Origin of the sequence: Pseudomonas frederiksbergensis (assembly GCF_003732665.1) — a bacterium.
In the GTDB taxonomy this organism is placed as follows: domain Bacteria; phylum Pseudomonadota; class Gammaproteobacteria; order Pseudomonadales; family Pseudomonadaceae; genus Aquipseudomonas; species Aquipseudomonas frederiksbergensis_G.
On the sequence record NZ_MOBP01000014.1, the window covers coordinates 142,723 to 167,017 of the forward strand.

Below are 24,295 nucleotides of genomic sequence, written 5' to 3' on the forward strand. Positions count from 1 at the left end.
TAACCCCTGTGGGAGCGGGCTTGCTCGCGAAAGAGGTGTGTCAGCCAACATTAATCTCGACTGACACACCGCCTTCGCGAGCAAGCCCGCTCCCACAGGGTTATTTGCCACAAGGGAATTTGCGCCAAACCTACGACCAAATAACGAGAGTCCCCCTGCCAACGGCGCATTCGCCCGGCCACCGGGGCTCTCTACTATCGATGCATCGCCTGTTTGCCCGACAGGCCCCGACCAGACAGAGGCCCACCATGATCTACGCACAACCTGGCACCCCCGGCGCCGTCGTTTCCTTCAAACCGCGCTACGGCAATTTCATCGGTGGCGAATTCGTGCCGCCGGTCAACGGCGAGTACTTCACCAACACCTCGCCGGTCAACGGTGAAGTGATCGGCGAGTTCCCGCGCTCCAGCGCCGCCGACATCGACAAAGCCCTCGACGCCGCCCACGCGGCCGCCGATGCCTGGGGCAAGACTTCGGCCCAGGACCGTTCCCTGGTGCTACTGAAAATCGCCGACCGCATCGAGCAAAACCTGGAAATCCTCGCCGTCGCCGAGACCTGGGACAACGGCAAAGCCGTGCGTGAAACCCTGAACGCCGACGTGCCGCTGGCCGCCGACCATTTCCGCTATTTCGCCGGGTGCATTCGCGCCCAGGAAGGTGGCGCTGCCGAAATCAACGAGCTGACCACCGCCTACCACTTCCACGAGCCGTTGGGCGTGGTCGGGCAGATCATCCCGTGGAACTTCCCGCTGCTGATGGCCGCGTGGAAACTCGCCCCGGCCCTGGCCGCCGGTAACTGCGTGGTGCTCAAACCTGCCGAGCAGACGCCGCTGTCGATCATGGTGTTCGCCGAGCTGATCGCCGACTTGCTGCCCGCCGGCGTACTGAACATCGTCCAGGGTTTCGGTCGCGAAGCCGGGGAGGCGCTGGCCACCAGCAAGCGCATCGCCAAGATTGCCTTCACCGGTTCCACCCCGGTGGGCGCGCACATCATGCATTGCGCCGCCGAGAACATCATTCCGAGCACCGTGGAACTGGGCGGCAAGTCGCCGAACATCTTCTTCGAAGACATCATGAACGCCGAGCCGCAGTTCATCGAGAAAGCCGCCGAAGGTTTGGTGTTGGCCTTCTTCAACCAGGGCGAAGTTTGCACCTGTCCGTCCCGGGCGCTGGTGCAGGAATCGATCTACGACGATTTCATGAAAGTGGTGATGCAGAAGATCGTCAAGATCAAGCGCGGCAACCCGCTGGACACTGAAACCATGGTCGGCGCGCAGGCGTCGGAGCAGCAATACGACAAGATCCTCTCGTACCTGAAAATTGCCCAGGAGGAGGGCGCCGAGCTGCTGATCGGTGGCGCGGCCGAGCGGCTGGAGGGCGACTTGTCGACGGGGTATTACATCCAGCCGACCCTGCTCAAGGGCCACAACAAAATGCGCGTGTTCCAGGAAGAAATCTTCGGCCCGGTGGTGGGCATCACCACGTTCAAGGACGAAGCCGAAGCCCTGGCGATTGCCAACGACAGCGAGTTTGGCCTCGGCGCCGGCCTGTGGACCCGCGACATCAACCGCGCCTACCGCATGGGCCGAGCGATCAAGGCCGGGCGCGTGTGGACCAACTGCTACCACCTGTACCCGGCCCACGCCGCATTCGGCGGCTACAAAAAGTCCGGGGTTGGCCGTGAAAACCACAAAATGATGCTCGACCATTACCAACAGACCAAAAACCTGTTGGTGAGCTACGACATCAATCCGATGGGGTTCTTCTAACCCCAAGCACACCACAACCCCCCCTGTGGGAGCGGGCTTTTGTGGCGAGGGGGCTTGCCCCCGTTGGACTGCGCAGCAGTCCCCTTCTTTTTTTGATACGAAGGGGGGCCGCTTCGCGACCCGACGGGGGCAAGCCCCCTCGCCACAGAAGCCCGCTCCCACATGGGTTATGTGTGTTTCCAATGATCCGCAACACCCCCTACCAACGCACGCCGCCATCTCCTTCGAAAGTAGCATTCGGGCCCTTGGCGCCCCGTGCATTAATGGCTTTACCGGAATTGCCCGGCACAAGAAGAGGATTGACCCATGTGGAATAAACCCGCGTTTACCGATCTGCGCATTGGCTTCGAAGTGACGATGTATTTCGCCAACCGTTGATTGATCACCCGGCCAGCCGTTGCGTTGGCCGGGCCTGCCTTCTGGAGCATTGCTCATGCACATCCGCGTTCTCGGTTCCGCCGCTGGTGGTGGTTTTCCGCAATGGAACTGCAACTGCCGCCAGTGCACCGGCGTGCGCGATGGCAGCCTGCGCGCCCAACGGCGCACGCAGTCCTCGATTGCGGTAAGCGACAACGGCGTGGAATGGGTGTTGTGCAATGCTTCCCCGGACATTCGGGCGCAACTGGAAAGTTTCCCGGCGTTGCAACCGGCGCGCCGCCGTCGCGATACGGCGATTGCCGGGGTGATCCTGCTGGACAGCCAGATCGACCATTGCACTGGCCTGTTGAGCCTGCGCGAAGGCTGCCCGCATTCGGTGTGGTGCACCGAGCGGGTGCATGAGGATTTGAGCAGCGGTTTTCCGCTGTTCAACATGCTCAAGCATTGGAATGGCGGCTTGCAGTGGCAGCCGATTGATTTGAAGCGCGAGCCGTTCAGCATCGCGGCGTGCGCTCATTTGCAGTTCCGCGCGATTCCCCTGGTCAGCAACGCACCGCCGTACTCGCCCAATCGCGGCAATCCGCAGCCGGGCGACACCATCGGTTTGTTTATCGAAGACCTGCGTAGCGGCGCCTCAGTGTTCTACGCGCCGGGCCTGGGGCAAATCGACGAAGAAGTCCTGGGCTGGATGCAACTCGCCGATTGTTTGCTGCTGGACGGCACCTTGTGGCGCGACGACGAAATGCGCGTGTGCGAAGTCGGGCAGAGCCTGGGCAGTGAAATGGGGCACCTGCCGCAGAGTGGTCCCGGCGGGATGCTTGAGGTGCTGGAGGGATTTGACCGCCAGCGCAAGGTGCTGATCCACATCAACAACACCAACCCGATCCTTGACGAAGAGTCGGCCGAAAGGGCATTGCTCGAGCGGCGGGGGGTTGAGGTGGCGTTTGATGGCATGAGTCTTGTGTTGTAGCGGGCGGCCTCTTCGCGGGCAAGCCTCGCTCCTACAGGGGGGGGCAACAGATCGACATGAACCTGTAGGAGCGAGGCTTGCCCGCGAAGAGGCCAGGCCAGACACCGCAAAACGCCCAGGAGAACCACAATGACCAATACTCCAATGACCCCCAGCGAATTCGAACAGGCCCTGCGCGCCAAAGGCGCCTACTACCACATTCATCACCCGTTCCACCAAGCCATGTACGCCGGCCGCGCCACTCGCGAGCAGATCCAGGGCTGGGTCGCCAATCGCTTCTACTATCAGGTCAACATCCCGCTCAAGGACGCTGCGATCCTCGCCAATTGCCCGGACCGCGACGTGCGCCGGGAATGGCTGCAACGCATCCTCGACCACGACGGCGCGCCCGGCAGCGAAGGTGGGATCGAGGCCTGGCTGCGCCTCGGTGAAGCCGTGGGCCTGGACCGCGAGCAAATCCTCTCTCAAGAATTGGTGCTGCCCGGCGTGCGTTTTGCGGTGGACGCCTACGTCAATTTCGCCCGTCGCGCTTGCTGGCAGGAAGCGGCCAGCAGCTCCCTCACTGAGCTGTTTGCCCCGCACATCCACCAATCGCGGCTCGACGCCTGGCCGACCCATTACCCGTGGATCGACGCCGGCGGCTACGACTATTTCCGCACCCGCTTGAGCCAGGCGCGGCGGGATGTCGAGCACGGTTTGCGCATCACCCTGGCCCATTACGTCACCCTGGAAGGCCAGCAACGCATGCTGGAAATCCTCCAGTTCAAACTCGACGTGCTGTGGAGCATGCTCGATGCGATGAGCATGGCCTATGAACTGGAGCGCCCGCCGTATCACACGGTGACCGCCGAAAACGTCTGGCACCGGGGGATCGCCCTGTGAACCTGATCGCGCCACCGGGTCCGCCGCTGTGGCTGTTGGCGGAGCTGACGTATCGCTGCCCGTTGCAATGCCCGTATTGCTCCAACCCGTTGGACTTTGCCCAATCCGGCGAAGAGCTGAGCACCGAAGAATGGATTCGCGTATTCCGCGAGGCCCGGGAGATGGGCGCCGCGCAGTTGGGCTTTTCCGGCGGCGAACCGCTGGTGCGCCAGGACCTGGCCGAGCTGATCAAAGCCGCGCGGGACATGGGTTACTACACCAACCTGATCACCTCCGGCATCGGCCTGACCGAGCAAAAGGTCCGCGATTTCAAAGTGGCCGGGCTCGACCATATCCAGATCAGCTTCCAGGCCGCCGACGAAGCGGTGAACAACATGCTCGCCGGCTCGCGCAAGGCTTTCGCCCAGAAACTGGCCATGGCCCGCGCCGTGAAAGCCCAGGGCTACCCGATGGTGCTGAACTTCGTCACCCACCGGCACAACATCGACCGCATCGACCGGATCATCGACCTGTGCCTGGAGCTGGAGGCGGATTTCGTCGAATTGGCCACGTGCCAGTTCTACGGCTGGGCCGAACTCAACCGCGTCGGCCTGTTGCCCACCCGCGAGCAATTGCAGCGCGCCGAGCGCATCACCAACGAGTACCGCGAGCGGCTAGAGGCCGAGGGCCACCCGTGCAAGTTGATTTTCGTCACCCCGGATTACTACGAAGAACGCCCCAAGACCTGCATGAACGGTTGGGCCAATCTGTTTCTCGACATCACCCCGGACGGCACCGCGCTGCCATGTCACAGCGCCCGCCAGTTACCGGTGCAGTTTCCCAATGTGCGCGAGCACAGCATTGAGCACATCTGGACCGACTCCTTCGGCTTCAACCGCTTTCGCGGCGATGACTGGATGAAGGAACCGTGCCGCTCCTGCGATGAAAAACACAAGGACCTGGGGGGCTGCCGCTGCCAGGCGTTCATGCTCACCGGTGATGCCGAAAATGCCGACCCGGTGTGCAGCAAGTCGCCGCACCACGGGGTGATCCTCAAGGCCCGCGAAGAAGCGGACGCGCCGGGGCAGGGCATGGAACACCTGACGTTGCGCAATGAAAAGGCTTCACGGCTGATCTATCGCGGATAAACCAGAGTTCACCCAAATCCCCTGTGGGAGCGGGCTTGCTCGCGAAAGCGGCGTGTCAGTTGATATAGATGCTGGCTGATACACCGCTTTCGCGAGCAAGCCCGCTCCCACACTGGATCTCCACTGGATTTAAAGCCTGTGGTGCTACCCATTGGTCTGATTGCATTCACCACCGGATGGGTTAGTGTGGCTCCTACCTTCCAAAACAATAAAAACAGGCTTTCCAATGAGCCAGAGTCTCAGCCAGCTGCGTAAATTCGTGTCGCCTGAAATCATCTTCGGTGCCGGTTGCCGGCACAACGTCGGCAACTATGCCAAGACCTTCGGCGCCCGCAAGGTGCTGGTGGTCAGCGACCCCGGGGTGATTGCCGCCGGTTGGGTCGCGGATGTCGAGGCCAGCCTGCAAGCCCAGGGCATCGATTACTTCCTGTACAGCGACGTCTCGCCCAACCCCCGGGTCGAAGAAGTCATGCTCGGCGCCGAGCTGTACAAGGAAAACCATTGCGATGTGATTGTCGCGATCGGCGGCGGCAGCCCGATGGATTGCGGCAAAGGCATCGGCATCGTCGTCGCCCACGGCCGCAACATCCTTGAATTCGAAGGCGTGGACACCATCCGCGTGCCCAGCCCGCCGCTGATCCTGATCCCGACCACCGCCGGCACCTCGGCCGACGTCTCGCAGTTCGTGATCATTTCCAACCAGCAAGAACGCATGAAGTTTTCCATCGTCAGCAAAGCCGTGGTGCCGGACGTGTCGCTGATCGACCCGGAAACCACCCTGAGCATGGACCCGTTCCTGGCAGCCTGTACCGGTATCGACGCACTGGTGCATGCCATCGAAGCCTTCGTCTCCACCGGCCACGGCCCGTTGACCGACCCCCATGCGCTGGAAGCCATGCGCCTGATCAACGGCAACTTGGTGCAGATGATCGCCAATCCGACCGACATCGCCCTGCGCGAGAAAATCATGCTCGGCAGCATGCAGGCCGGGCTGGCGTTTTCCAACGCGATCCTTGGCGCGGTGCACGCCATGTCCCACAGCCTCGGCGGCTTCCTCGACTTGCCCCATGGCTTGTGCAACGCGGTGCTGGTGGAGCACGTGGTGGCGTTCAACTACAACTCGGCGCCGGACCGCTTCAAGGTGATCGCCGAGACGTTCGGCATCGATTGCCGGGGCCTGAATCACCGGCAAATCTGCAAACGGTTGGTCGACCATCTGATTGCCCTGAAACATTCCATCGGGTTCCACGAAACCCTGGGCCTGCACGGGGTCAGCATGGCGGACATTCCGTTCCTGTCGCAGCACGCCATGCACGACCCGTGCATCCTGACCAACCCACGCGAATCCAGTCAGCGTGATGTCGAGGTCGTCTATGGCGAAGCCCTCTGAAGACCAGCAACGGGCGCTGGCCGGGTTACTCGGGTTAGGCAGTCACTCGGCGCGCAAGAGTCACTACCCGGAGCTCAATGCGCGCCTGGATGAACTGGAAGCCGAGCGCAACCGCTACAAATGGCTGTTCGAAAACGCGGTCCACGGGATCTTCCAGGCCAGCCTGCTGGAAGGCATGCGCGCCGCCAACCCGGCGCTGGCGCGGATGCTCGGCTACGACAGTCCGCAGGAGGTGCTGTTTTCATTGGCGGACCTGGCGAGCAACCTGTTTGTCGGCGGCGCCAAGGAACTGGCCAGCATCGGCGAAATCCTCCAGACCGAACGCAGCCTGCACGGCTATGAAACCCAATTGCGGCGCAAGGACGGCAGCAGCCTCGACGTGCTGATGAACCTGTTGCTCAAGCCCGATCAGGAAGGGCTGGTGGAAGGGTTTGTCGCCGACATCACCGAGCGCAAACTGGCCCAGCAACGCTTGCAGCAACTCAACGATGAACTGGAGCAGCGGGTCACGGCACGCACCGATGAATTGCTCGAAGCCAACCGCAACCTGCAACAGCAGATCACCCAGCGTAAACAGATCGCCCAGGCCCTGCGTGATGCCCGGGACGCTGCCGAAGCGGCCAACCGCAGCAAGGACAAATACCTTGCCGCCGCCAGCCACGACTTGCTGCAACCGCTGAATGCGGCGCGGTTGCTGATCTCGACCTTGCGCGAACGCAAGTTGCCCGACGTCGAACAGGTGCTGGTGGAGCGCACGCACCAGGCATTGGAAGGCGCCGAGGATTTGCTCACCGATTTGCTGGATATTTCCCGGCTCGATCAGGCTGCGGTGAAACCCGATGTCGCGCTGTACCGCCTCGACGAATTACTCGCCCCGTTGGTTTCGGAATTCCAGTCCGTGGCCGAGGCGGCAGGATTGAACCTGCGGGTGCACATGGGCGACTTTGCCATCAGCACCGACCTGCGCCTGATGACGCGGATACTGCGCAACTTCCTCAGCAACGCCTGCCGCTATACCGACGAGGGCTGCATCCTGCTCGGGGCGCGGCGCCGGGGTGAAATGCTGCGCCTGGAAGTCTGGGATACCGGGCGCGGGATTGCAGCGGATCGGCTGCATTCGATCTTCCTCGAATTCAACCAACTGGACGTCGGCCGCGCCGCTGACCGCAAAGGCGTGGGCCTGGGGCTGGCGATTGTCGAACGCATCGCCAAGATTCTCGGCTACCGAGTCCAGGTGCGTTCCTGGCCGGGACGCGGTTCGGTGTTCAGCATCGACGTGCCGATTTCCCATGAGGTGCCGCTGCCGGTCAGCCTGGCCGCGCCGACGCAGGGCACCGGCAACCCGCTGCCGGGCCGACGTCTGCTGGTGCTGGACAATGAGGTCAGCATCCTTGAAAGCATGAGCGCGCTGCTGGAGCAGTGGGGCTGTGAAGTGGTGATCGCCACGGATGAATTTTCCGCGCTGGCGGCGTTGCAGGGACAGGCGCCGGAACTGATCCTGGCGGACTATCACCTCGATCATGGGGTGGTGGGCTGCGATGTGGTGCGGCACTTGCGCGAGCATTTTGGCCAGGCGATTCCGGCCGTGATCATCACCGCCGACCGCACCGACCAATGCCGCCGCTCGCTGCAACGGCTCGACGCGCCGCTGCTGAATAAACCGGTGAAGCCCGGCAAATTGCGCGCGGTCTTGAGTCAGTTGCTGGGCTAGGCGAGTTCGCGGTATTGCAGGCTGAAACCCAATTCGGTGGATTGTCCGCGCTCCAGCAGACGCAACCCCGGCCGACCCGGCAAGTGATGGGCGTTGACCGGATGGCTCACCGGTTCGATACAGAAAAACCCCAACCCTACCGGGCAGTAGAGCAGGTAGTAATCGCAGCCGCTGGCCTGGCATTCCAGTTCATAACCGAGCTCGGGTTGCTGGATCAGGCAGTGCCCGTCCCATTCGCAGAAACCGTTGTCCACCAAGGTTTGCGGTAGCGCTTTGAGCTGTTGGAAATCCCAATCCGCCGGCAAGGGGCTGAGTTGTGTCGGCAGCTTCGCGGAGTCGCACAACCAGACCTGTCGGGCGCTTGCCTGCAACCGGGTGCTGGCGGTGCGCGGAAAGTAAGGGTGCAAACCGAGCCCGTGCCACACCGCGTGTTCGCCCAGGTGAGTGACCTGCAACTCGATGCTCAACCGACCTTCACTCAGATGGAAACGTTGCCGGGCGCGGTAGGCGAAGGGCGTTGTGCAGTCGAGTTCCAGGACGGCTTCGTTGTGGCTTTGCGAAACAATTCGCCACGGCTGTTGCCAGGCGCTGCCATGGATCGGCAGGGGATCGGTGAGGCTGTTGGGGGGCAGGGCGAGCCAGCCTTCGGGGCAGTCGAAACCACCTTCGGAAATCCGGTTCGACCAGGGGGCCAGCGGGTAGCAACCGAGTTTGCCGGGCAGGCCGGTGTTCAGGGCCTGTTGGTCACTGTGACGCAACAGCGGCTGGCCGGTGCTTCGAACGGTCCAGTTGACGATGCTGGCGCCGAGTTCGGGGGTGAGGGTGAGGTGGGTGAAATCGTCTTCGAGTTCCAGAAGTTTCATGAGATCTCGTTCTGCGTTGAAGGGTTGAAAAGATCGCAGCCTTCGGCAGCTCCTACAGGGATCGGCTGCATTCGGGCGAACGTCAATCCTGTAGGAGCTGCCGAAGGCTGCGATCTTTTAGGGTTTCAACAATCTTGAAACAGAGGTTCAGGCAGGCCTTTGACTCCGGGATTGAGCGCAAACACTCCACCCGCCAACGACTGCTCGTCATGGTCATCACCAGGACGAATCGAGGTCACGAACAACGTGTCCAGCCCACTGCCACCAAACGCGCACATGGTCGGTTTCTTCACCGGCACGGCGAGGGAACGGTCGAGCCGGCCATCCGGAGTAAAGCGGTGAATCAGCCCGGCGTCGTTGGCGCAGATCCAGTAGCAGCCCTCGGCATCCACCGCTGCGCCGTCGGGGCGACCGCTGAAGTGATTCATGTCGACGAACAGCCGCCGATTGCTCGGCGTGCCGCTGTCGATGTCGTAGTCGAAGGCCCAGATTTGCTGGGCCAGTGGATGCGAATCAGACAGGTACATCGTCCGGCCGTCGGGGCTGAAACCCAGGCCGTTGGGGACGATGAAACCTGTGAGTTGCGGCTCAAGCGGCCCCTGTTGTCCGCTGGTGTAGCGATACAACGTGCCTTCAGCCGCGTTGGCCCCCATGTTCAGCACCATGCTGCCGGCCCAGAAACGCCCCTGACGATCGCAGCGCCCATCGTTCAGGCGCATGTCGGGACGGGTGTGGTCGACGTGGGCCAGTCGTTCGCTGTCGAGGCTGCCGTCGTTGTGCGGGCGCAGATGAAAGAAGCCGCTTTCCATTCCGGCGACCCAACCGCCGTCGCTGTGACGGGCAATGCAGGCGAGCATTTCCGGGGTTTTCCAGGCATGGACATGCCCGGTCGCGGCGCTCCAGCGTTGCAGGCCGCCGGCGGGAATGTCGACCCAGTACAGGGCGTTTTCCTCAGGCACCCAGACCGGACTTTCACCGACGGCGTTACGGGCATCGACAATCAATTCGGCTTGCATGGCGACTCATTCCTTTGGAGGTTGGTTTAGTCGCCGAACGGGCCGGACGCGACAAACGCGCCACCCTGATACACCATCGCCGGGTCATCTGCGGCCGGCATCGGTTGTGCTTCGATCTTGTCGCGGAATACTTCGGAGTTGTCCCGGGGCACATAACCCAGGCCAGCGGCGTAGCGGTTGTCCCACCAGACGTTCTTGTTGTCGGAAACGCCGTAGACAATGGTGTGGCCGACATTCGGCGCGTACAGCGCACGTTCCAGCAATTGGGTCAGGTCGCCGAAGCTCAACCAGGTGCTCATCATGCGGCGGTTTTGCGGTTCCGGGAACGAAGAGCCGATGCGCACGCTGACGGTCTCGATGCCGTAGCGATCGAAGTAGAAGCTGGCAACGTCTTCGCCGTAGGACTTGGACAAACCGTAATAACTGTCCGGGCGGCGCGGCGAGCGAGCGTCGATCACTTCGTCCTGCTTATAGAAGCCGATGACGTGGTTGGAACTGGCGAAGATCACCCGCTTCACGCCGTGGCGCCGGGCGGCTTCATAGATGTGGAACACGCCGCAGATGTTCGCGCCGAGGATCTCTTCGAAAGCGTGCTCGGTGGACACGCCACCAAAGTGCAGGATCGCGTCCACGCCTTCGACCAGTTGATGCACGGCTTGCTTGTCGGCGAGGTCGCAGGTCACGACTTCTTCGCGGTCATCGATGGCCGGGGCGATGTCGGCGATGTCCGACAGACGAATCACATTGGCGTAGGGGCGCAGGGTTTCACGCAGGACTTTGCCGAGGCCACCGGCGGCACCGGTCAGCAGCAGGCGATTGAAAGGGGCAGGGGATGTCGTGGTCATGGAAATTCCTGAATTCGGCGTCATTGCGGTTGTTGTAAGTTGTCGTATGACTTGGGCGGAGTATCGTTAGCCTGTCCGGTGGTTGTCAACGCGTTGGTGATGGAAATTGACGGAGGGTCAATGAGTTGCTCAATGCTCTTGTGGCGAGGGAGCTTGCTGTGGCGAGGGAGCTTGCTCCCGCTGGGCTGCGCAGCAGACCCAAAATAGTTGGGAGCGCTTCGCACTCCAGCGCGAGCAAGCTCGCTCGCCACAGGGATTGAGTCGCTCCTTATGCCAATGCTCGCCTCACAACAACGAAATCGGATAGCTCACAAAAATCCGGTTCTCATCAAACTCATTGGTGCTGAAGTTTTTGCGAATACTCGCATTGCGCCATTTCACGTTGAGGTTCTTCAGCACGCCGCTCTGCACGGTATAGGCCAGTTCCGATTCGCGGCCCCATTCCTTGCCATCGGTAATCGCCCCGGTGTGCACGTTATCGCCGCTGATGTAGCGGTTCATCAGGGTCAGGCCGGGGATGCCGAGGGCGACGAAGTTGTAGTCGTGGCGCAGTTGCCAGGATTTTTCCTTGGCGTTGTCGTAGCTGGAGTTGTAGCTGTCGTTGGCCAGGGTGCCGCCGCTGGTGCCGTTGACGCGCATCCAGGCATCGTCGCCCGTAAGTTTTTGCAGGCCGACATAAAAAGTGCTGCCGCCGTACTTGGCCGAGAGCATGGCGAAAGTGGTTTTGTTGTCGAGGTCGCCGGCCAGGGCGCTGCCGTCCTCCTTGCCGGTGAAGAAGCCGAGGTTGGCGCCCAGGGTCCAGTCGCCGATGGGTTGGCTGTGGCTCAGGTTGAAATATTCTTGCTGGTAAATGTCGCTGAGTTGCGAGTACCAGACGCCGACCAGCGTGCGCTTTTCATTGAAGGTGTATTCGCCGCCGCCGAAGTTGAAACGGTCCGAGGTGAACGCGGCTTTGCCGTTCATCGACATGTCGTCCATGCTCGAATCGTTGCGCGGGCTGTTGGCGCGGAACTGGCCGCCGTAGAGCTTGAGGCCGTCGATTTCGCTGGACGTCACTTGGCCGCCGCGAAAGGTCTGGGGCAGGGAACGGCCGTCGTCCGAGCGCAACACCGGCAGCACTGGCATCCATTCGCCGACCTTCAATTCAGTCTTGGAAAACTTGGCCTTCAACGCGACGTTGGTGCGCCCGAAGCTGTCCGCCGGACGACCGTCGTGATCCAGCGGCAGCAATTGCGTGCCACCGGTGCCTTTGCCGCCATCGAGTTTCAGCGAGTACAGGCCCAGCACGTCCACACCGAAACCCACCGTGCCCTGGGTGAAGCCGGACTTGGCGTCGAGGATGAAGTTTTGCGTCCACTCTTCAGCCTTGCCCTGGGGGTAGGCCGGGTTGGTGAAGTTGCGATTGAAATAGGCGTTGCGCAGGTTCAGCGTGGCGCTGGCGTCATCGACGAAACCTTCGGCGTGGCCGCTCATGGGCAAGGCGAGAGCCAGGCTGCTGCAACCGATCAAGCTCAGGGTGTGGCGGCGGACGAACGTGGGACGAGGGGTGCAGACGGAGGAATGGCGGACGAGTTTGCTCACAGTGACGATCCCTTTTGCTTCTTGTTGTTTTTATTGTTTGTTATACGTCGTCGTACAACATGGCGGCGATTATTTGCGCGGCTTTACGGGGTTGTCAATCAGAAGTTGTACGATGACATGGCGATAAAAACACAAACCCTGTGGGAGCGGGCTTGCTCGCGAAAGCGGCGGCACGTTCAACATCAACGTCACCTGACACAACGCCTTCGCGAGCAAGCCCGCTCCCACAGGGGATGTGTGTTGCCTGCGGATTTCCGGCAAACTGGCACGGTCCTCAGAACAAGGCCTTTGAATGGATCATTACGCCCCGCGCAACTGGCAACCCCACGAACGGCCCAGTCTGCCCGGTTCTCCTTCGACACCCGATCACTCCAACCCCAAACGCCTGGCCTATGCGTTGGTGGGGTTGCTGGTGGCGTTGACCGGTGGCCTCGGCAATTCCCTGGTGATCGCCAACCTGCCTTACCTGCAAGGCGCGCTCGGCGCGACCACCGCCGAGATGGCCTGGTTGCCGGCGGCGTACGTGATGACCAACGTGTCGATGAACCTGCTGCTGGTGAAGTTTCGCCAGCAGTTCGGCTTGCGCGCATTCACCGAAGTGTTCCTGGTGCTCTACGCCCTGGTGACCTTCGGCCACTTGTTCGTCAACGATTTGAGTTCGGCCATCGCCGTGCGCGCAGCCCACGGCATGGTCGGCGCGGCGCTGAGTTCGTTGGGCCTGTATTACATGATCCAGGCGTTCCCGGCGAAATGGCGGATGAAAGCGCTGGTGCTCGGGCTCGGTGCGTCGCAACTGGCGCTGCCGCTGGCGCGACTGTTCTCCGAAGACCTGATGCAAATCGCCGAGTGGCGTGGGCTGTATCTGTTCGAGTTGGGCATGGCGCTGCTGACATTGGGCTGCGTATTCCTGCTCAAGTTGCCGCCCGGGGACCGCTTCAAGACCTTCGAAAAACTCGACTTCCTGACCTTCGCCATTCTCGCCACGGGCGTGGCCTTGCTCTGCGCCGTGCTGTCCCTGGGACGCATTGACTGGTGGCTGGAAGCGCCGTGGATTGGCATTGCTTCGGCGGCCTCCATCGTGCTGATCCTTGCGGGACTGGCCATCGAACATAACCGCAGCAACCCGCTGCTGATGACCCGCTGGCTCGGCAGCGGCGTGATGATTCGCCTGGCCCTGGCGGTGATCCTGATTCGCATGGTGTTGTCCGAGCAATCCACCGGCGCGGTCGGCTTCATGCAGATGCTGAACATGAGCAATCAGCAACTGCACAGCCTCTATGTGGTGATGCTGCTGGGCAGCATCGCGGGCCTGGCCACCAGCGCCCTGACCATCGACCCCAAACACCTGTTCATGCCGCTGATCGTGTCCCTCGCTTTGATGGCGGTCGGCTCGGTGATGGACAGCTACTCGAACAACCTGACCCGCCCGGAAAACATATACTTCAGCCAGTTTCTGCTGGCCTTCGGCGGCACGTTTTTCCTCGGTCCGACCATGGTCCTGGGCACGCGCCGGGTGTTGACCAACCCGCGCAACCTGGTGAGTTTTTCCGTGCTGTTCGGGATCTGCCAGAACCTCGGCGGCTTGATCGGCGCGGCGTTGCTCGGCACGTTCCAGATCGTTCGCGAGAAATTCCATTCCAGCAACATCGTCGAACACCTGACGATGATGGACCCGCGTGTCGCAGCGCGGGTGCAGAGCGGCGGCAACGCGGTCGGCTCGATAATCGCCGACCCGAGCCTGCGCAACCTTCAGGGCATCCGAAGCCTGGCAACGGCCGCCACTCGCGAAGCCAACGTGCTGGCCTATAACGATGTGTTCATGCTGATCGCCGTGATCGCGGTGCTGACCATGATCTGGATTTCCATTCGCGCCCTGTGGCTGATGAGCACCACCCAAGCCGTCGCCCCAGGGCCTGCCACACCTTCCGTTCAACCCAGCGGTGCCACTTCTTCATGACTGAACCGACCACCACGACCACCAACGCCATCGCCGCCACCCCCGAAGGCGTGGCGCCACCGTCCGCGCCGGCCACCGAACCGCGCTCGTTGCGGGTGCGGATTATCTCGTCCATGGGCTTCGCGGCGATTGCCATCGTCGGCGTGCTGATCGTGTTGTACGCCTGGCAACTGCCGCCGTTCAGCAGCGCCGTGGAAACCACGGAAAACGCCCTGGTGCGCGGCCAAGTGACGATCATCGGCCCGCAGCTCAGCGGCTACGTGTACGAAGTGCCGGTGACGGATTTCCAGTTTGTGAAGGCCGGCGATTTGCTGGTGCGCCTCGACGACCGCATCTACAAGCAGCACCTCGATCAGTCCCTGGCGCAACTGGCGGTGCAGAAAGCCGCGCTGGCCAACGTGGTGCAGCAACGCAACAGCGCCGAAGCGACCATCAAGTTGCGTCAGGCGGCGGTCGCTGACAGTCAGGCACAGCAGCGCAAGAGTGAAGCCGATCTGCGCCGCAACAAAGAGCTGATCAATGACGGCTCCGTGTCCAAGCGCGAACTGGACGTGACCCTGGCCGCCAACGCCCAGACCATCGCCGCCGTGGCCCAGGCCCAAGCCAATCTGGAAATCGCCCGCCAGGATTTGCAAACGGTGATCGTTAATCGCGGTTCGCTGGAAGCGGCGGTGGCGAGTGCGGAAGCGGCGGTGCAACTGGCGCGGATCGACCTGTCCAACACCCGCGTCATCGCCCCGCGTGACGGCCAACTCGGGCAGATCGGCGTGCGCCTCGGGGCCTACGTCAACTCCGGCGCGCAGTTGATGGCGCTGGTGCCGAACCAGTTGTGGGTGATCGCCAACATGAAGGAAACCCAGATGGACGACGTGCGCGTCGGCCAACCGGTGAGCTTCACCGTCGATGCCCTCGACCATCGTAAATTCAAGGGCAAGGTGCAGCGGATTTCCCCGGCCACCGGGTCGGAATTCAGTTTGTTGCAGGCCGACAACGCCACCGGCAACTTCGTCAAGATCGCTCAGCGAGTGCCGGTGCGGATTACCGTGGATGAGGGGCAGGAGCAGAGTGAACGGTTAAGGCCGGGGATGTCGGTGGTGGTCAGCATTGATACCGCAGCGCAAGGACACAGCGATACCCCAGACACCACACAAAACTAAATGTGGGAGCGAGCCTGCTCGCGAATGCGGTGTGTCAGGCAACATAGATGTCGGCTGATAGATCGCATTCGCGAGCAGGCTCGCTCCCACAGGGGATGGCGGGGTTAACCTGCAATCATCGGGGGCATGGTGCCCAGTAGCGAAACCGCCGCCACCGCGCCCATCCCCAGCAACCACTCCAGCATCACACTGGTTTTCAGCGCACCAACCCGCCGCTCGCAATCTTTGATGCGCAACCGATTGAACAACGCCAGCCCCAGCATCAGCGCCACCAGCAGCACCTTGATCAACAGAATCAGGGCAAACCCGGAGAACAACGGCGTCGGCCAAAACGCCCCGGTGAGCACGCGCACGTTGATTAACCCGGTGATCACCAGTCCCGCCACCAAGCCATAACCTACACCGCTAAAGCGCCGCAGAATGGTGCTCAGCGAGTACCCGGACGGGTGGCGCAGAATCATCACCAGCAACAACAACCCCCCAAGCCAGGCACTGACGCAGGTCAGGTGAATGATCTGGTTGAGGATCAGCAATTGGCCGCTGAGGCCGTCGAGCATCGCGCCATGACCGACCGGCGCGAGAGTCGCCAGCAGCAGACCACTGACGAGCAGTCTCAGCGGTACATTCGCGCCCAACGGCGTCAGCAGCAACACCATCAACAAGGCGTTGAGCAGCAAGTGCCAGCTCCACACCTGGCCGAAAAAGGTATTGCCCAGCACCAGGCCCAGGGTCGGCGGATCAAACGCCGCGTCCCAGGCCCCGGCCATGCTGGCGGTGATCAATAGTAGCCAGGTCACGCCGCTGACCAGCGCCACGGCGGTCAGCCAGCGGGTGATCCGCGCCAGTTGCCGATCCAAATGCCCGGCGTCAGCGTCCAGCAACAACGGCCGGAACACTCCGGCCCCGAACAACATCAACACCACCACAAAATGCAGGAAGCGGCACAGCACCAGCGCGTCGGTCATGAATTATTGGCCAACCTTGAAGCTGTAGGCGCCTTCGCTTTTGTGGGTGTCGACCGACACGGCGTGCCATTCGACTTTATAAGCGCCGGCGGTCAATGGCGCGGCAGGGGTCACGATCAGGGTTTTCTTGTCGTTTTCCGTGGTCAACGGCTTGACCGCCACGGGGGCGCCATCCTTGGTCAGGGTGACTTTGGTGAAACTGGCTTCGACGCCTTCAGTAAAGGTCAGGCGCAAATCCGCCGGGGCCGCGACGGTGCTGTCGGCAGCCGGGGTCTGGCTTTTCAAATGGGCATGGGCGAGCACCGAGGAAGCGGCGAGCAGCGAGCCGAGAAGGGCAGCGGTGGTCAGGGCTTTTTTCAGCAGCATGGTCAATTTCCTTCCGGGGCAGATGAATGGGCGTTACTTAAGCATGAACGGTAGACGCCCGGAAATGTTTACGCTGTAAAAAAGGCCTGTCGCCGCGATCCAGAGCGGATGCTAGTCTTGGGCAACGCTGTAGTCAGGGAGCCCTCATGGGCAATCACAAGATCGAGATTCGTCGCAGTAACGTCGAGAAAATCCTGCTGGGGGCCGAGAAGGTTTTCGCCGAAAAGGGCTTCGGCAGCACCGCCATGGCCGACATCGCCGCCGAAGTGCAACTGCCGCGCTCCAATCTGCATTACTACTTCAGCACCAAGGGTGAGTTGTACAGCGCGGTGCTGTTCGACCTGCTGGAAGTGTGGAAGCAGGACGCCTTGTGTTTCGAGATGTTCGACGACCCGCGGGTGGTGCTCAGCAGCTACATCCGCGCCAAGATGAACCACTCCCGCAGCCGGCCCTACGGTTCGAAAGTCTGGGCCAACGAAATCATCCACGGCGCCCCGACCCTCGGTGAGAAACTGGACGTGAGCCTGTACGACTGGGCCAAGATGAAAGAAGCGAAAATTCGCCAGTGGGTGGAGGACAAACGCATCCTGCCGGTGGAGCCTTCGGCGCTGCTGTACATGATCTGGGCCTCGACCCAGCACTACGCGGACTTTGATCACCAGGTGAATATCCTGAATGAGCATCAGCCGTTATCGGACATGCAGTTCGAGCGGGCGGTGCAGACGGTGACCAGCGTGATATTGCGCGGGATCGGGTTGGAGCCCTGACAGGATCGTTCCCACGCTCCGCGTGGGAATGCCTCAAGGGACGCTCCGCGTTCCAATGGGACGCGGAGCGTCCCGGGCTGCATTCCCACGCAGAGCGTGGGAACGATCAACCATCAAACCGCGACGTGGTACGGATTCCTCGGATCATGATTCCAATCCAGAAACGGCTTGCCGGTATCCATCGGCACCATTTCAATACAATCCGCCACCGGACATGTTATCTGGCACAGATTGCAGCCCACGCACTCATCATCGATCACTTCATATTTATGCGTCCCGTCCGCCTGCCTGAGGCTGGCAATCGCCTGGTGCGACGTATCCTCGCAAGCAATGTGGCAACGCCCACAGCCAATACACGCCTCCTGATCAATCTTCGCAATCACCTGATAGTTGATGTCGAGGTACTTCCAATCGGTGGTATTGCCCACCGCCCGCCCGGAAAATTCCGACACGCTGGCATAGCCCTGACTGTCCATCCAGCGCGATAAACCGTCCTTCATTTCATCGACGATGCGAAAACCATGCAGCATCGCCGCCGTGCACACCTGCACCGCGCCACTGCCCAACGCGATGAATTCCGCCGCGTCGCGCCAACTGCCGATGCCGCCAATGCCGCAGATCGGCAGGCCCTGGGTCTGCGGGTCGCGGGCGATTTCCGCGACCATGTTCAGGGCAATCGGCTTCACCGCCGAGCCGCAATAACCGCCGTGGGTGCTTTGATGGCCGACGGTGGGGATGGCGACCATTTGTTCCAGGTTGACGCTGGTGATCGAGTTGATCGTATTGATCAGCGACACGGCATCGGCGCCGCCACGGTGGGCCGCACGGGCGGCGACGCGGATGTCGGTGATGTTCGGCGTGAGCTTGACGATCACCGGCAGCGAGCAATAGGTCTTGCACCAACGTGTGACCTGTTCGACGTACTCCGGCACTTGGCCGACCGCCGCGCCCATCCCGCGTTCCGGCATGCCGTGGGGGCAACCGAAATTCAGCTCGATGCCATCGGCGCCGGTGGCTTCCACCAGCGGCAGGATGAATTTCCACGACTCTTCGACACACGGCACCATCAGCGACACGATCAACGCGCGGTCCGGCCAGTCCTTTTTGACCTGGGTGATTTCCCGCAGGTTGATCTCGAGGGAGCGGTCGGTGATCAGCTCAATGTTGTTAATGCCCATGACCTCGCGGTTGGCGCCAAAGTGCGCCGAGTATCGCGAAGACACGTTAACCGCCGCCGGGTCTTCACCCAGGGTTTTCCAGACCACGCCACCCCAACCGGCCTCGAAGGCGCGGACCACGTTGTAGGCTTTGTCGGTGGGTGGCGCGGAGGCCAGCCAGAACGGATTGGGGGCTTTGATGCCGGCGAAGACAATCGAGAGATCAGCCATTTACGCGGCCTCCACGTTGAGCATGAGTTGGGCGTTGATCGCTTCGGCGGCCAATTTTCCGTGTTGCACCGCTTGCACGGTCAGGTCCTGATCGAGGCTGGTGCAGTCGCCGCCGGCATACACGCCGGGGATGCTGGTGCGCAGGTTTTCGTCCACCTGAATGCGCTCGCCCTGGCGCTTGAGTTCCCGGGCCAACGGGTCGGCGAGGGCGCTGCCGTCGAAAGCCTGGCCGATGGCTTTGAAGATCGCGTCGGCGGCCAGTTCGAAGGTTTGCCCGGTGGTTTGCAGGCGACCTTCGACCATGTGCGTGCGAGCAAAACGCATCCCGCGCACATTGCCCTGGTCGTCGAGCAGCACTTCTTCAGGCTGTGCCCAGGTCAGCAAGCGCACCTGATTCGCCTTGGCGATGTCCTGCTCATGACCGGTGGCGCCCATGTCCTCGACGCCACGGCGATAGACCAGATTCACGTCGTGGGCACCGAGTCGTGCCATTTGCACCGCCATGTCGATCGCGGTGTTGCCGGCGCCGAGGACGATGCAACGGTCAGCCAGCGGCAGTTGCGTCAGGTCATCGGCCTGGCGCAGTTCGCGGATGTAATCGGTGGCGGCGACCAGGCCTGGGGCATCTTCGTGATCCAGACCGAGTTGTTTACTGGCGGCCAGGCCGAGGCCGAGGAACACGGCATCAAATTGCTGGTGCAGCTCACTGAGGGTCAGGTTCTCGCCGAGTTTGTGTCCGTGACGGATCTCGATGCCACCGATTTGCAGCAGAAAATCCAGTTCCTTTTGCGCGTAATCGTCCATCAGCTTGTACTTGGCGATCCCGTATTCGTTGAGGCCGCCAGCCTTTTCCCGGGCTTCGAAGATCACCACGTCATGGCCGTGCATGGCGCTGCGGTGAGCGCAGGACAAACCCGCCGGGCCGGCACCGACCACGGCGATGCGCTTGCCGGTGGCGGCGGCGCGCTGAAACGGATGTTCGCTGAAGTGCGCGTTGTCCACAGCGTAGCGTTGCAGCAGGCCGATCAACACCGGTGCGCACTCATGGTCGTTGTTGCGCACACAAGCCTGCTGACACAGGATTTCCGTCGGGCACACCCGGGCGCAACTGCCGCCGAGGATGTTCGCCGAAAGGATTTTCTGCGCAGCGCCCTGGACGTTTTCCGTGTGGATATTGCGGATGAACGACGGAATATCGATCTCGCTCGGACAGGCATTCACGCACGGCGCGTCGTAGCAGTACAGACAGCGCGAGGCTTCCAGATGGGCCTGACGGTCGTTGAGCGGCGGCGCCAGGTCGGTGAAATGGCCGGCGAGGGCGGCCGCATTCTCGTAGGGATGCGGGAGGTGGTTCAGGGTCTTGATCACGGTTTAAGGCCTCATGGTTTTTGAGGTGTCTGCCTCTGGTGGGCAGTGGGTTTTGTAGTGTCTGGGCCGGCCTCTTCGCGGGCAAGCCTCGCTCCTACAGGGGGACGCATTCCAAATGTGGGAGCGGGCTTGCTCGCGAAGGCCGAAGGCCTCGATCTCAGCGCTTGACGGCAACCGGCTTATTCAACTCAGCCCGCTTGCTCAGCAAATCAAACACCGCCGGATAAGCCGGCCGTTCGACGTACCGCCCAGCCCCACGCTCGGCGCGCAAGTCGCCATCGGCCCAGACCACGCGGCCCTGGCTGACGGTATGGCTGGGCACGCCGCGCACGGTCTTGCCTTCGAAGATGTTGAAGTCCACTTGCTGATGGTGGGTTTTGGCGGAGATGGTGCGCGTGCCTTCCGGGTCCCACAGCACCAGATCCGCATCAGCGCCGACGCGGATCGCGCCTTTGCGTGGGTAGAGGTTGAAGATCTTCGCGGTGTTGGTGGAGGTGAGGGCGACGAAGTCCTGCATCGTAAAGCGACCGGTGTTCACCCCTTCATCCCAGAGCAGCGCCATGCGGTCTTCGATGCCGGCGGTGCCATTTGGGATCTTGCTGAAGTCGTCACGCCCCGCAGCTTTTTGCTCGGCGCAGAAGCAGCAATGATCGGTGGCGGTGGTGTGCAGGTTGCCGGATTGCAAGCCATGCCAAAGCGCTTCCTGATGACCGCGCGGGCGGAACGGTGGGCTCATCACGTAACCGGCGGCGGTCTGCCAGTCCGGGTGTTGATAGACGCTGTCGTCCAGCAGCAGATGCCCGGCGAGGACTTCGCCGTACACCGGTTGGCCCTTGCTGCGGGCATAGGTGATTTCGTCGAGGGCTTCCTTGGTCGAGACGTGGACCAGGTACAACGGCGTGCCGATGGTTTCGGCGATGCGGATCGCCCGGCTCGCCGCTTCACCTTCCACTTGCGAAGGCCGGGACAGCGGATGCGCTTCCGGCCCGGTAATGCCCTGGGCCATCAACTTGCGTTGCAGGTGATAGACCAACTCACCGTTTTCCGCATGCACGGTCGGCACCGCGCCGAGTTCCAGGCAGCGCTCGAAACTCGCCACCAGGGTGTCGTCGGCGGCCATGATCGCGTTCTTGTAGGCCATGAAATGCTTGAAGCTGTTGATGCCGTGATGGCTGACCAGCTCGGCCATTTCCTCGCGTACTTGCTCGCTCCACCAAGTGATCGCGACGTGGAAGCCGTAGTCCGACGCCGACTTCTCGGCCCAGCCACGCCACTGATGAAACGCTTCCATCAACGATTGCTGCGGGTTGGGAATCACGAAGTCGATGATCGACGTCGTGCCTCCGGCCAGACCTGCTGCGGTGCCACTGAAAAAGTCTTCACTGGCCACCGTGCCCATGAAGGGCAGTTGCATGTGGGTGTGGGGGTCGATGCCGCCGGGCATCAGGTATTGACCGCTGCCGTCGAGCACTTCGGCACCGGCGGGAACATCGAGGTTTTCACCAATGGCCTTGATCACGCCGTCGGCGCAATACACATCAGCACGGTAACTTTCATCATGGGTAATAACGGTGGCGCCACGGATCAACAGAGACATTCCGAGTTCCTCGCAGGCATGACCGACTTATGCCGGTTCTAAATGTTTTATATGAAGCCGACGCAAACAGGTGTATTCCTGTCAACGCTGTCAGGAATAGACGCTAGCTGGTGTTGATGGAATGAGCAAGATTATTTTTTATAAGCTTATATCGATATTAAGCTGTTGAAAAATAACGATAAAAAATCAAAATCACCAAAATGGTGAGGCCTCTCACCAATTTGACGCACTTGACAGGATCGAAAAAAAGACCAGATTTCCTATGTGAAATCAGCCGCTTGAGGATGGACTATGGTTGATGCGCAAGTTTGAAAAAAAGATCGATGCACCAGATTGAGTCCTGACTGTTCCGACAACTTTCTGCACATTCCGCCTGAGTGGCGTGGCAAGTAATCGAAGACTCAATAGTTGAATGAATAAAACTGATAAACATCAGTTGTTTAGCAAAGTTTTATGGCACGGCAAGAGGCGCCAGCGGGGACCCCGGCACGTTTATTGATGCCGCCGCTGATACCTTGGCCGGGCCATGAAAGTTGTCAGTTCCTCCGGCCATCGTCGGCTCGCGCTCCTTGGCGCCAGCCCCTGATGAGCAAAAAATAATTCAAAGAAAGTGGAGCGGCCATGCAACAGATCAGATCGCAAGTGACCGAGCGCGACGGCTTGTTTGAGCTAGAAGCCGGCACCGACGTCCTCGACAGTCCCCGTTACAACCACGACATGGCACCGACCAAGGTGCACGAACGAACCTGGAACAAATGGCACATCACCGCGCTGTGGATTGGTATGTCGATCTGCGTGCCCACGTACACCCTCGGTGGGGTGCTCACCGCGTATTTCGGCCTGAGTGTCGGCGAAGCGTTATTGGCGATTCTGTTTGCCAACCTCATCGTGCTGATCCCGCTGACCCTCAACGCGTTCGCCGGGACCAAGTACGGTATCCCGTTTCCGGTGTTGCTGCGCTCGTCCTTCGGCATCCTCGGCTCCAACGTGCCGTGTCTGATTCGGGCGCTGGTGGCGTGCGGCTGGTTTGGCATTCAGACGATGTTCGGCGGGTTGGCCATTCACCTGTTTCTGGGTTCAATTTTCGAAGGCTGGAAATCCCTTGGCGGCACCGGTGAAGTGATCGGTTTCATGATCTTTTGGGCGCTGAATCTGTGGGTGGTGCTGCGCGGTGCCGAGTCGATCAAATGGCTGGAAACCCTGTCTGCGCCGTTGTTGGTGGCAGTCGGCATCGGCCTGCTGGTGTGGGCGATGCCCAATGTGTCGATGACCGAATTGCTGGCGATCCCGCCCAAACGTCCGGAAGGCGCGAGCGTGGTCAGTTACTTCGCCGCCGGGCTGACGGCGATGGTCGGGTTCTGGGCCACGCTGTCGCTGAACATCCCCGACTTCAGCCGCTACGCCAAAAGCCAGAAGGACCAGATCCTCGGGCAGATTTTCGGCTTGCCGCTGACCATGTTCCTGTTCGCCGCCCTCGGCGTAGTGATGACCGCCGCGTCGGTGAAACTGGTGGGCGTGACCGTCTCTGATCCAGTGAGCCTGATCGGCCATATCCAGAGCCCGGTGTGGGTCGCGGTGGCCATGGCGCTGATCATCATTGCCACGCTGTCGACCAACACCGCCGCCAATATTGTCTCGCCGACCAACGACTTCCAGAACATCGCGCCCAAGGTCATCAACCGCACCAAAGCAGTGATGCTGACGGGTGTGGTCGGGTTGCTGCTGATGGGCCATGAACTGCTGAAAAAACTTGGGCTGATCGTTTCTGACGTGAGCCTGGAAACCGTCTATTCCAACTGGTTGCTCGGCTATTCCAGCCTGCTCGGACCGATTGCCGGGATCATGGTGGTGGACTATTTCCTGATCAAGAAACAGCAACTGGATTTGGCCGGGCTCTATCGCGATGACGTGTACCCGGCGTGGAACTGGTTTGGTTTTATCGCGTTTGGCGTGCCCGTGGTGCTGACCTTGTTGTCGCTCGGTAGCGATGCGTTTAGCTGGTTTTACAGCTATGGCTGGTTTACCGGGTCGGCGCTGGGTGGGGTGATTTATTACGGGTTGTGTTCGATGCGGACCAGTCCGTCTGTTGTGAAGTCTTCGGTGTAAGGGATGGCCTCTTCGCGAGCAAGCCTCGCTCCTACATTTGGAATGCGTTCCCCTGTAGGAGCGAGGCTTGCCCGCGAAGACGGCCGCATAAA

Annotated in this window: 20 protein-coding genes; 11 read left to right on the forward strand and 9 right to left on the reverse strand. The window is 61.2% G+C overall.

Annotation, left to right across the window (positions count from 1 at the left end; translation table 11 throughout):
• The first annotated feature begins 248 nt into the window (after positions 1-248).
• From exaC to BK665_RS22550, 7 genes are all read left to right on the forward strand, one after another.
• Positions 249-1,769, forward strand: coding sequence for an acetaldehyde dehydrogenase ExaC (gene exaC / locus BK665_RS22520; protein ID WP_123408821.1), 1,521 nt, complete (start codon positions 249-251; stop codon positions 1,767-1,769).
• A 306-nt stretch (positions 1,770-2,075) separates the two neighbouring features.
• Positions 2,076-2,147 carry a pyrroloquinoline quinone precursor peptide PqqA gene (gene pqqA, locus BK665_RS22525; protein ID WP_010455123.1) on the forward strand — a complete coding sequence of 24 codons (72 nt, stop codon included), beginning with the start codon at positions 2,076-2,078 and terminating at the stop codon, positions 2,145-2,147.
• A 55-nt stretch (positions 2,148-2,202) separates the two neighbouring features.
• Entirely contained in the window at positions 2,203-3,117 is a 915-nt protein-coding gene (pqqB, locus tag BK665_RS22530; RefSeq protein WP_123408822.1) for a pyrroloquinoline quinone biosynthesis protein PqqB, read from the forward strand.
• Between the two features lie 129 nt (positions 3,118-3,246).
• Positions 3,247-3,999 (forward strand): pyrroloquinoline-quinone synthase PqqC, encoded by a 753-nt coding sequence (gene pqqC, locus BK665_RS22535; protein ID WP_123408823.1) that lies wholly within the window; start codon positions 3,247-3,249, stop codon positions 3,997-3,999.
• Positions 3,996-5,126, forward strand: coding sequence for a pyrroloquinoline quinone biosynthesis protein PqqE (gene pqqE / locus BK665_RS22540; RefSeq protein WP_123408824.1), 1,131 nt, complete (start codon positions 3,996-3,998; stop codon positions 5,124-5,126). Before pqqC ends, pqqE begins: the two co-directional genes overlap by 4 nt.
• Before the next feature lie 226 nt (positions 5,127-5,352).
• Positions 5,353-6,516, forward strand: coding sequence for an alcohol dehydrogenase-like regulatory protein ErcA (gene ercA, locus BK665_RS22545; protein WP_123408825.1), 1,164 nt, complete (start codon positions 5,353-5,355; stop codon positions 6,514-6,516).
• Positions 6,500-8,227, forward strand: coding sequence for a PAS domain-containing hybrid sensor histidine kinase/response regulator (locus BK665_RS22550; protein ID WP_123408826.1), 1,728 nt, complete (start codon positions 6,500-6,502; stop codon positions 8,225-8,227). Before ercA ends, BK665_RS22550 begins: the two co-directional genes overlap by 17 nt.
• Here BK665_RS22550 and BK665_RS22555 read toward each other — a convergent pair.
• The 4 genes from BK665_RS22555 to BK665_RS22575 form a co-directional block, all read right to left on the reverse strand.
• Complete coding sequence (locus tag BK665_RS22555) at positions 8,224-9,090, reverse strand: aldose 1-epimerase (RefSeq protein WP_123408827.1); 867 nt, start codon at positions 9,088-9,090, stop codon at positions 8,224-8,226. The genes BK665_RS22550 and BK665_RS22555 overlap by 4 nt on opposite strands.
• A gap of 125 nt (positions 9,091-9,215) precedes the next feature.
• Positions 9,216-10,106 (reverse strand): SMP-30/gluconolactonase/LRE family protein, encoded by an 891-nt coding sequence (locus BK665_RS22560; RefSeq protein WP_123408828.1) that lies wholly within the window; start codon positions 10,104-10,106, stop codon positions 9,216-9,218.
• 26 nt (positions 10,107-10,132) lie between these two features.
• Positions 10,133-10,951 carry an NAD-dependent epimerase/dehydratase family protein gene (locus tag BK665_RS22565; RefSeq protein WP_123408829.1) on the reverse strand — a complete coding sequence of 273 codons (819 nt, stop codon included), beginning with the start codon at positions 10,949-10,951 and terminating at the stop codon, positions 10,133-10,135.
• 285 nt (positions 10,952-11,236) lie between these two features.
• Positions 11,237-12,532: an OprD family porin gene (locus BK665_RS22575; protein WP_123408831.1), complete on the reverse strand. Its 1,296-nt coding sequence runs from the start codon at positions 12,530-12,532 to the stop codon at positions 11,237-11,239.
• 292 nt (positions 12,533-12,824) lie between these two features.
• Between BK665_RS22575 and BK665_RS22585 the strand changes: the two genes are divergently transcribed.
• Together BK665_RS22585 and BK665_RS22590 are read left to right on the forward strand one after the other, a co-directional pair.
• Complete coding sequence (locus tag BK665_RS22585; RefSeq protein WP_123408832.1) at positions 12,825-14,489, forward strand: MFS transporter; 1,665 nt, start codon at positions 12,825-12,827, stop codon at positions 14,487-14,489.
• Positions 14,486-15,646, forward strand: coding sequence for an HlyD family secretion protein (locus tag BK665_RS22590; RefSeq protein ID WP_123408833.1), 1,161 nt, complete (start codon positions 14,486-14,488; stop codon positions 15,644-15,646). The genes BK665_RS22585 and BK665_RS22590 overlap by 4 nt, the downstream gene beginning before the upstream one ends.
• 104 nt (positions 15,647-15,750) lie before the next feature.
• Here the strand turns inward: BK665_RS22590 and copD are convergent, their stop codons facing one another.
• Together copD and copC are read right to left on the reverse strand one after the other, a co-directional pair.
• A complete protein-coding gene (gene copD, locus BK665_RS22600; protein WP_123408834.1) occupies positions 15,751-16,611 on the reverse strand; it encodes a copper homeostasis membrane protein CopD in 861 nt (286 codons plus the stop codon).
• Between the two features lie 3 nt (positions 16,612-16,614).
• Positions 16,615-16,977, reverse strand: coding sequence for a copper homeostasis periplasmic binding protein CopC (gene copC / locus BK665_RS22605; protein WP_123408835.1), 363 nt, complete (start codon positions 16,975-16,977; stop codon positions 16,615-16,617).
• 146 nt (positions 16,978-17,123) lie between these two features.
• On the opposite strand from copC, the gene BK665_RS22610 reads away from it, so the two are divergent.
• Positions 17,124-17,744 carry a TetR/AcrR family transcriptional regulator gene (locus BK665_RS22610; protein ID WP_123408836.1) on the forward strand — a complete coding sequence of 207 codons (621 nt, stop codon included), beginning with the start codon at positions 17,124-17,126 and terminating at the stop codon, positions 17,742-17,744.
• Between the two features lie 113 nt (positions 17,745-17,857).
• Here BK665_RS22610 and preA read toward each other — a convergent pair whose 3' ends face one another.
• From preA to hydA, 3 genes are all read right to left on the reverse strand, one after another.
• Positions 17,858-19,132, reverse strand: coding sequence for an NAD-dependent dihydropyrimidine dehydrogenase subunit PreA (preA, locus tag BK665_RS22615; protein ID WP_123408837.1), 1,275 nt, complete (start codon positions 19,130-19,132; stop codon positions 17,858-17,860).
• Complete coding sequence (locus BK665_RS22620) at positions 19,133-20,500, reverse strand: NAD(P)-dependent oxidoreductase (protein WP_123408838.1); 1,368 nt, start codon at positions 20,498-20,500, stop codon at positions 19,133-19,135.
• A gap of 157 nt (positions 20,501-20,657) precedes the next feature.
• The gene (hydA, locus tag BK665_RS22630) at positions 20,658-22,097 is read right to left on the reverse strand and encodes a dihydropyrimidinase (RefSeq protein WP_123408839.1); all 1,440 of its coding nucleotides are present in this window, start codon (positions 22,095-22,097) and stop codon (positions 20,658-20,660) included.
• Positions 22,098-22,718: 621 nt separating this feature from the next.
• Here hydA and BK665_RS22635 point away from each other — a divergent pair.
• Positions 22,719-24,203: an NCS1 family nucleobase:cation symporter-1 gene (locus BK665_RS22635; protein ID WP_123408840.1), complete on the forward strand. Its 1,485-nt coding sequence runs from the start codon at positions 22,719-22,721 to the stop codon at positions 24,201-24,203.
• Positions 24,204-24,295: the final 92 nt, after the last annotated feature.

What these genes read in the sequence shown, in the direction of transcription:
- pqqC (WP_123408823.1), top strand. Translation starts at nt 3,247, where the DNA reads ATGACCAATACTCCAATGACCCCCAGCGAATTCGAACAGGCCCTGCGC.
- hydA (WP_123408839.1), bottom strand. Translation starts at nt 22,097, where the DNA reads ATGTCTCTGTTGATCCGTGGCGCCACCGTTATTACCCATGATGAAAGT.
- exaC (WP_123408821.1), top strand. Translation starts at nt 249, where the DNA reads ATGATCTACGCACAACCTGGCACCCCCGGCGCCGTCGTTTCCTTCAAA.
- copC (WP_123408835.1), bottom strand. Translation starts at nt 16,977, where the DNA reads ATGCTGCTGAAAAAAGCCCTGACCACCGCTGCCCTTCTCGGCTCGCTG.
- preA (WP_123408837.1), bottom strand. Translation starts at nt 19,132, where the DNA reads ATGGCTGATCTCTCGATTGTCTTCGCCGGCATCAAAGCCCCCAATCCG.
- BK665_RS22635 (WP_123408840.1), top strand. Translation starts at nt 22,719, where the DNA reads ATGCAACAGATCAGATCGCAAGTGACCGAGCGCGACGGCTTGTTTGAG.
- pqqB (WP_123408822.1), top strand. Translation starts at nt 2,203, where the DNA reads ATGCACATCCGCGTTCTCGGTTCCGCCGCTGGTGGTGGTTTTCCGCAA.
- BK665_RS22590 (WP_123408833.1), top strand. Translation starts at nt 14,486, where the DNA reads ATGACTGAACCGACCACCACGACCACCAACGCCATCGCCGCCACCCCC.
- BK665_RS22560 (WP_123408828.1), bottom strand. Translation starts at nt 10,106, where the DNA reads ATGCAAGCCGAATTGATTGTCGATGCCCGTAACGCCGTCGGTGAAAGT.
- BK665_RS22565 (WP_123408829.1), bottom strand. Translation starts at nt 10,951, where the DNA reads ATGACCACGACATCCCCTGCCCCTTTCAATCGCCTGCTGCTGACCGGT.
- ercA (WP_123408825.1), top strand. Translation starts at nt 5,353, where the DNA reads ATGAGCCAGAGTCTCAGCCAGCTGCGTAAATTCGTGTCGCCTGAAATC.
- BK665_RS22610 (WP_123408836.1), top strand. Translation starts at nt 17,124, where the DNA reads ATGGGCAATCACAAGATCGAGATTCGTCGCAGTAACGTCGAGAAAATC.
- BK665_RS22550 (WP_123408826.1), top strand. Translation starts at nt 6,500, where the DNA reads ATGGCGAAGCCCTCTGAAGACCAGCAACGGGCGCTGGCCGGGTTACTC.
- BK665_RS22555 (WP_123408827.1), bottom strand. Translation starts at nt 9,090, where the DNA reads ATGAAACTTCTGGAACTCGAAGACGATTTCACCCACCTCACCCTCACC.
- BK665_RS22585 (WP_123408832.1), top strand. Translation starts at nt 12,825, where the DNA reads ATGGATCATTACGCCCCGCGCAACTGGCAACCCCACGAACGGCCCAGT.
- copD (WP_123408834.1), bottom strand. Translation starts at nt 16,611, where the DNA reads ATGACCGACGCGCTGGTGCTGTGCCGCTTCCTGCATTTTGTGGTGGTG.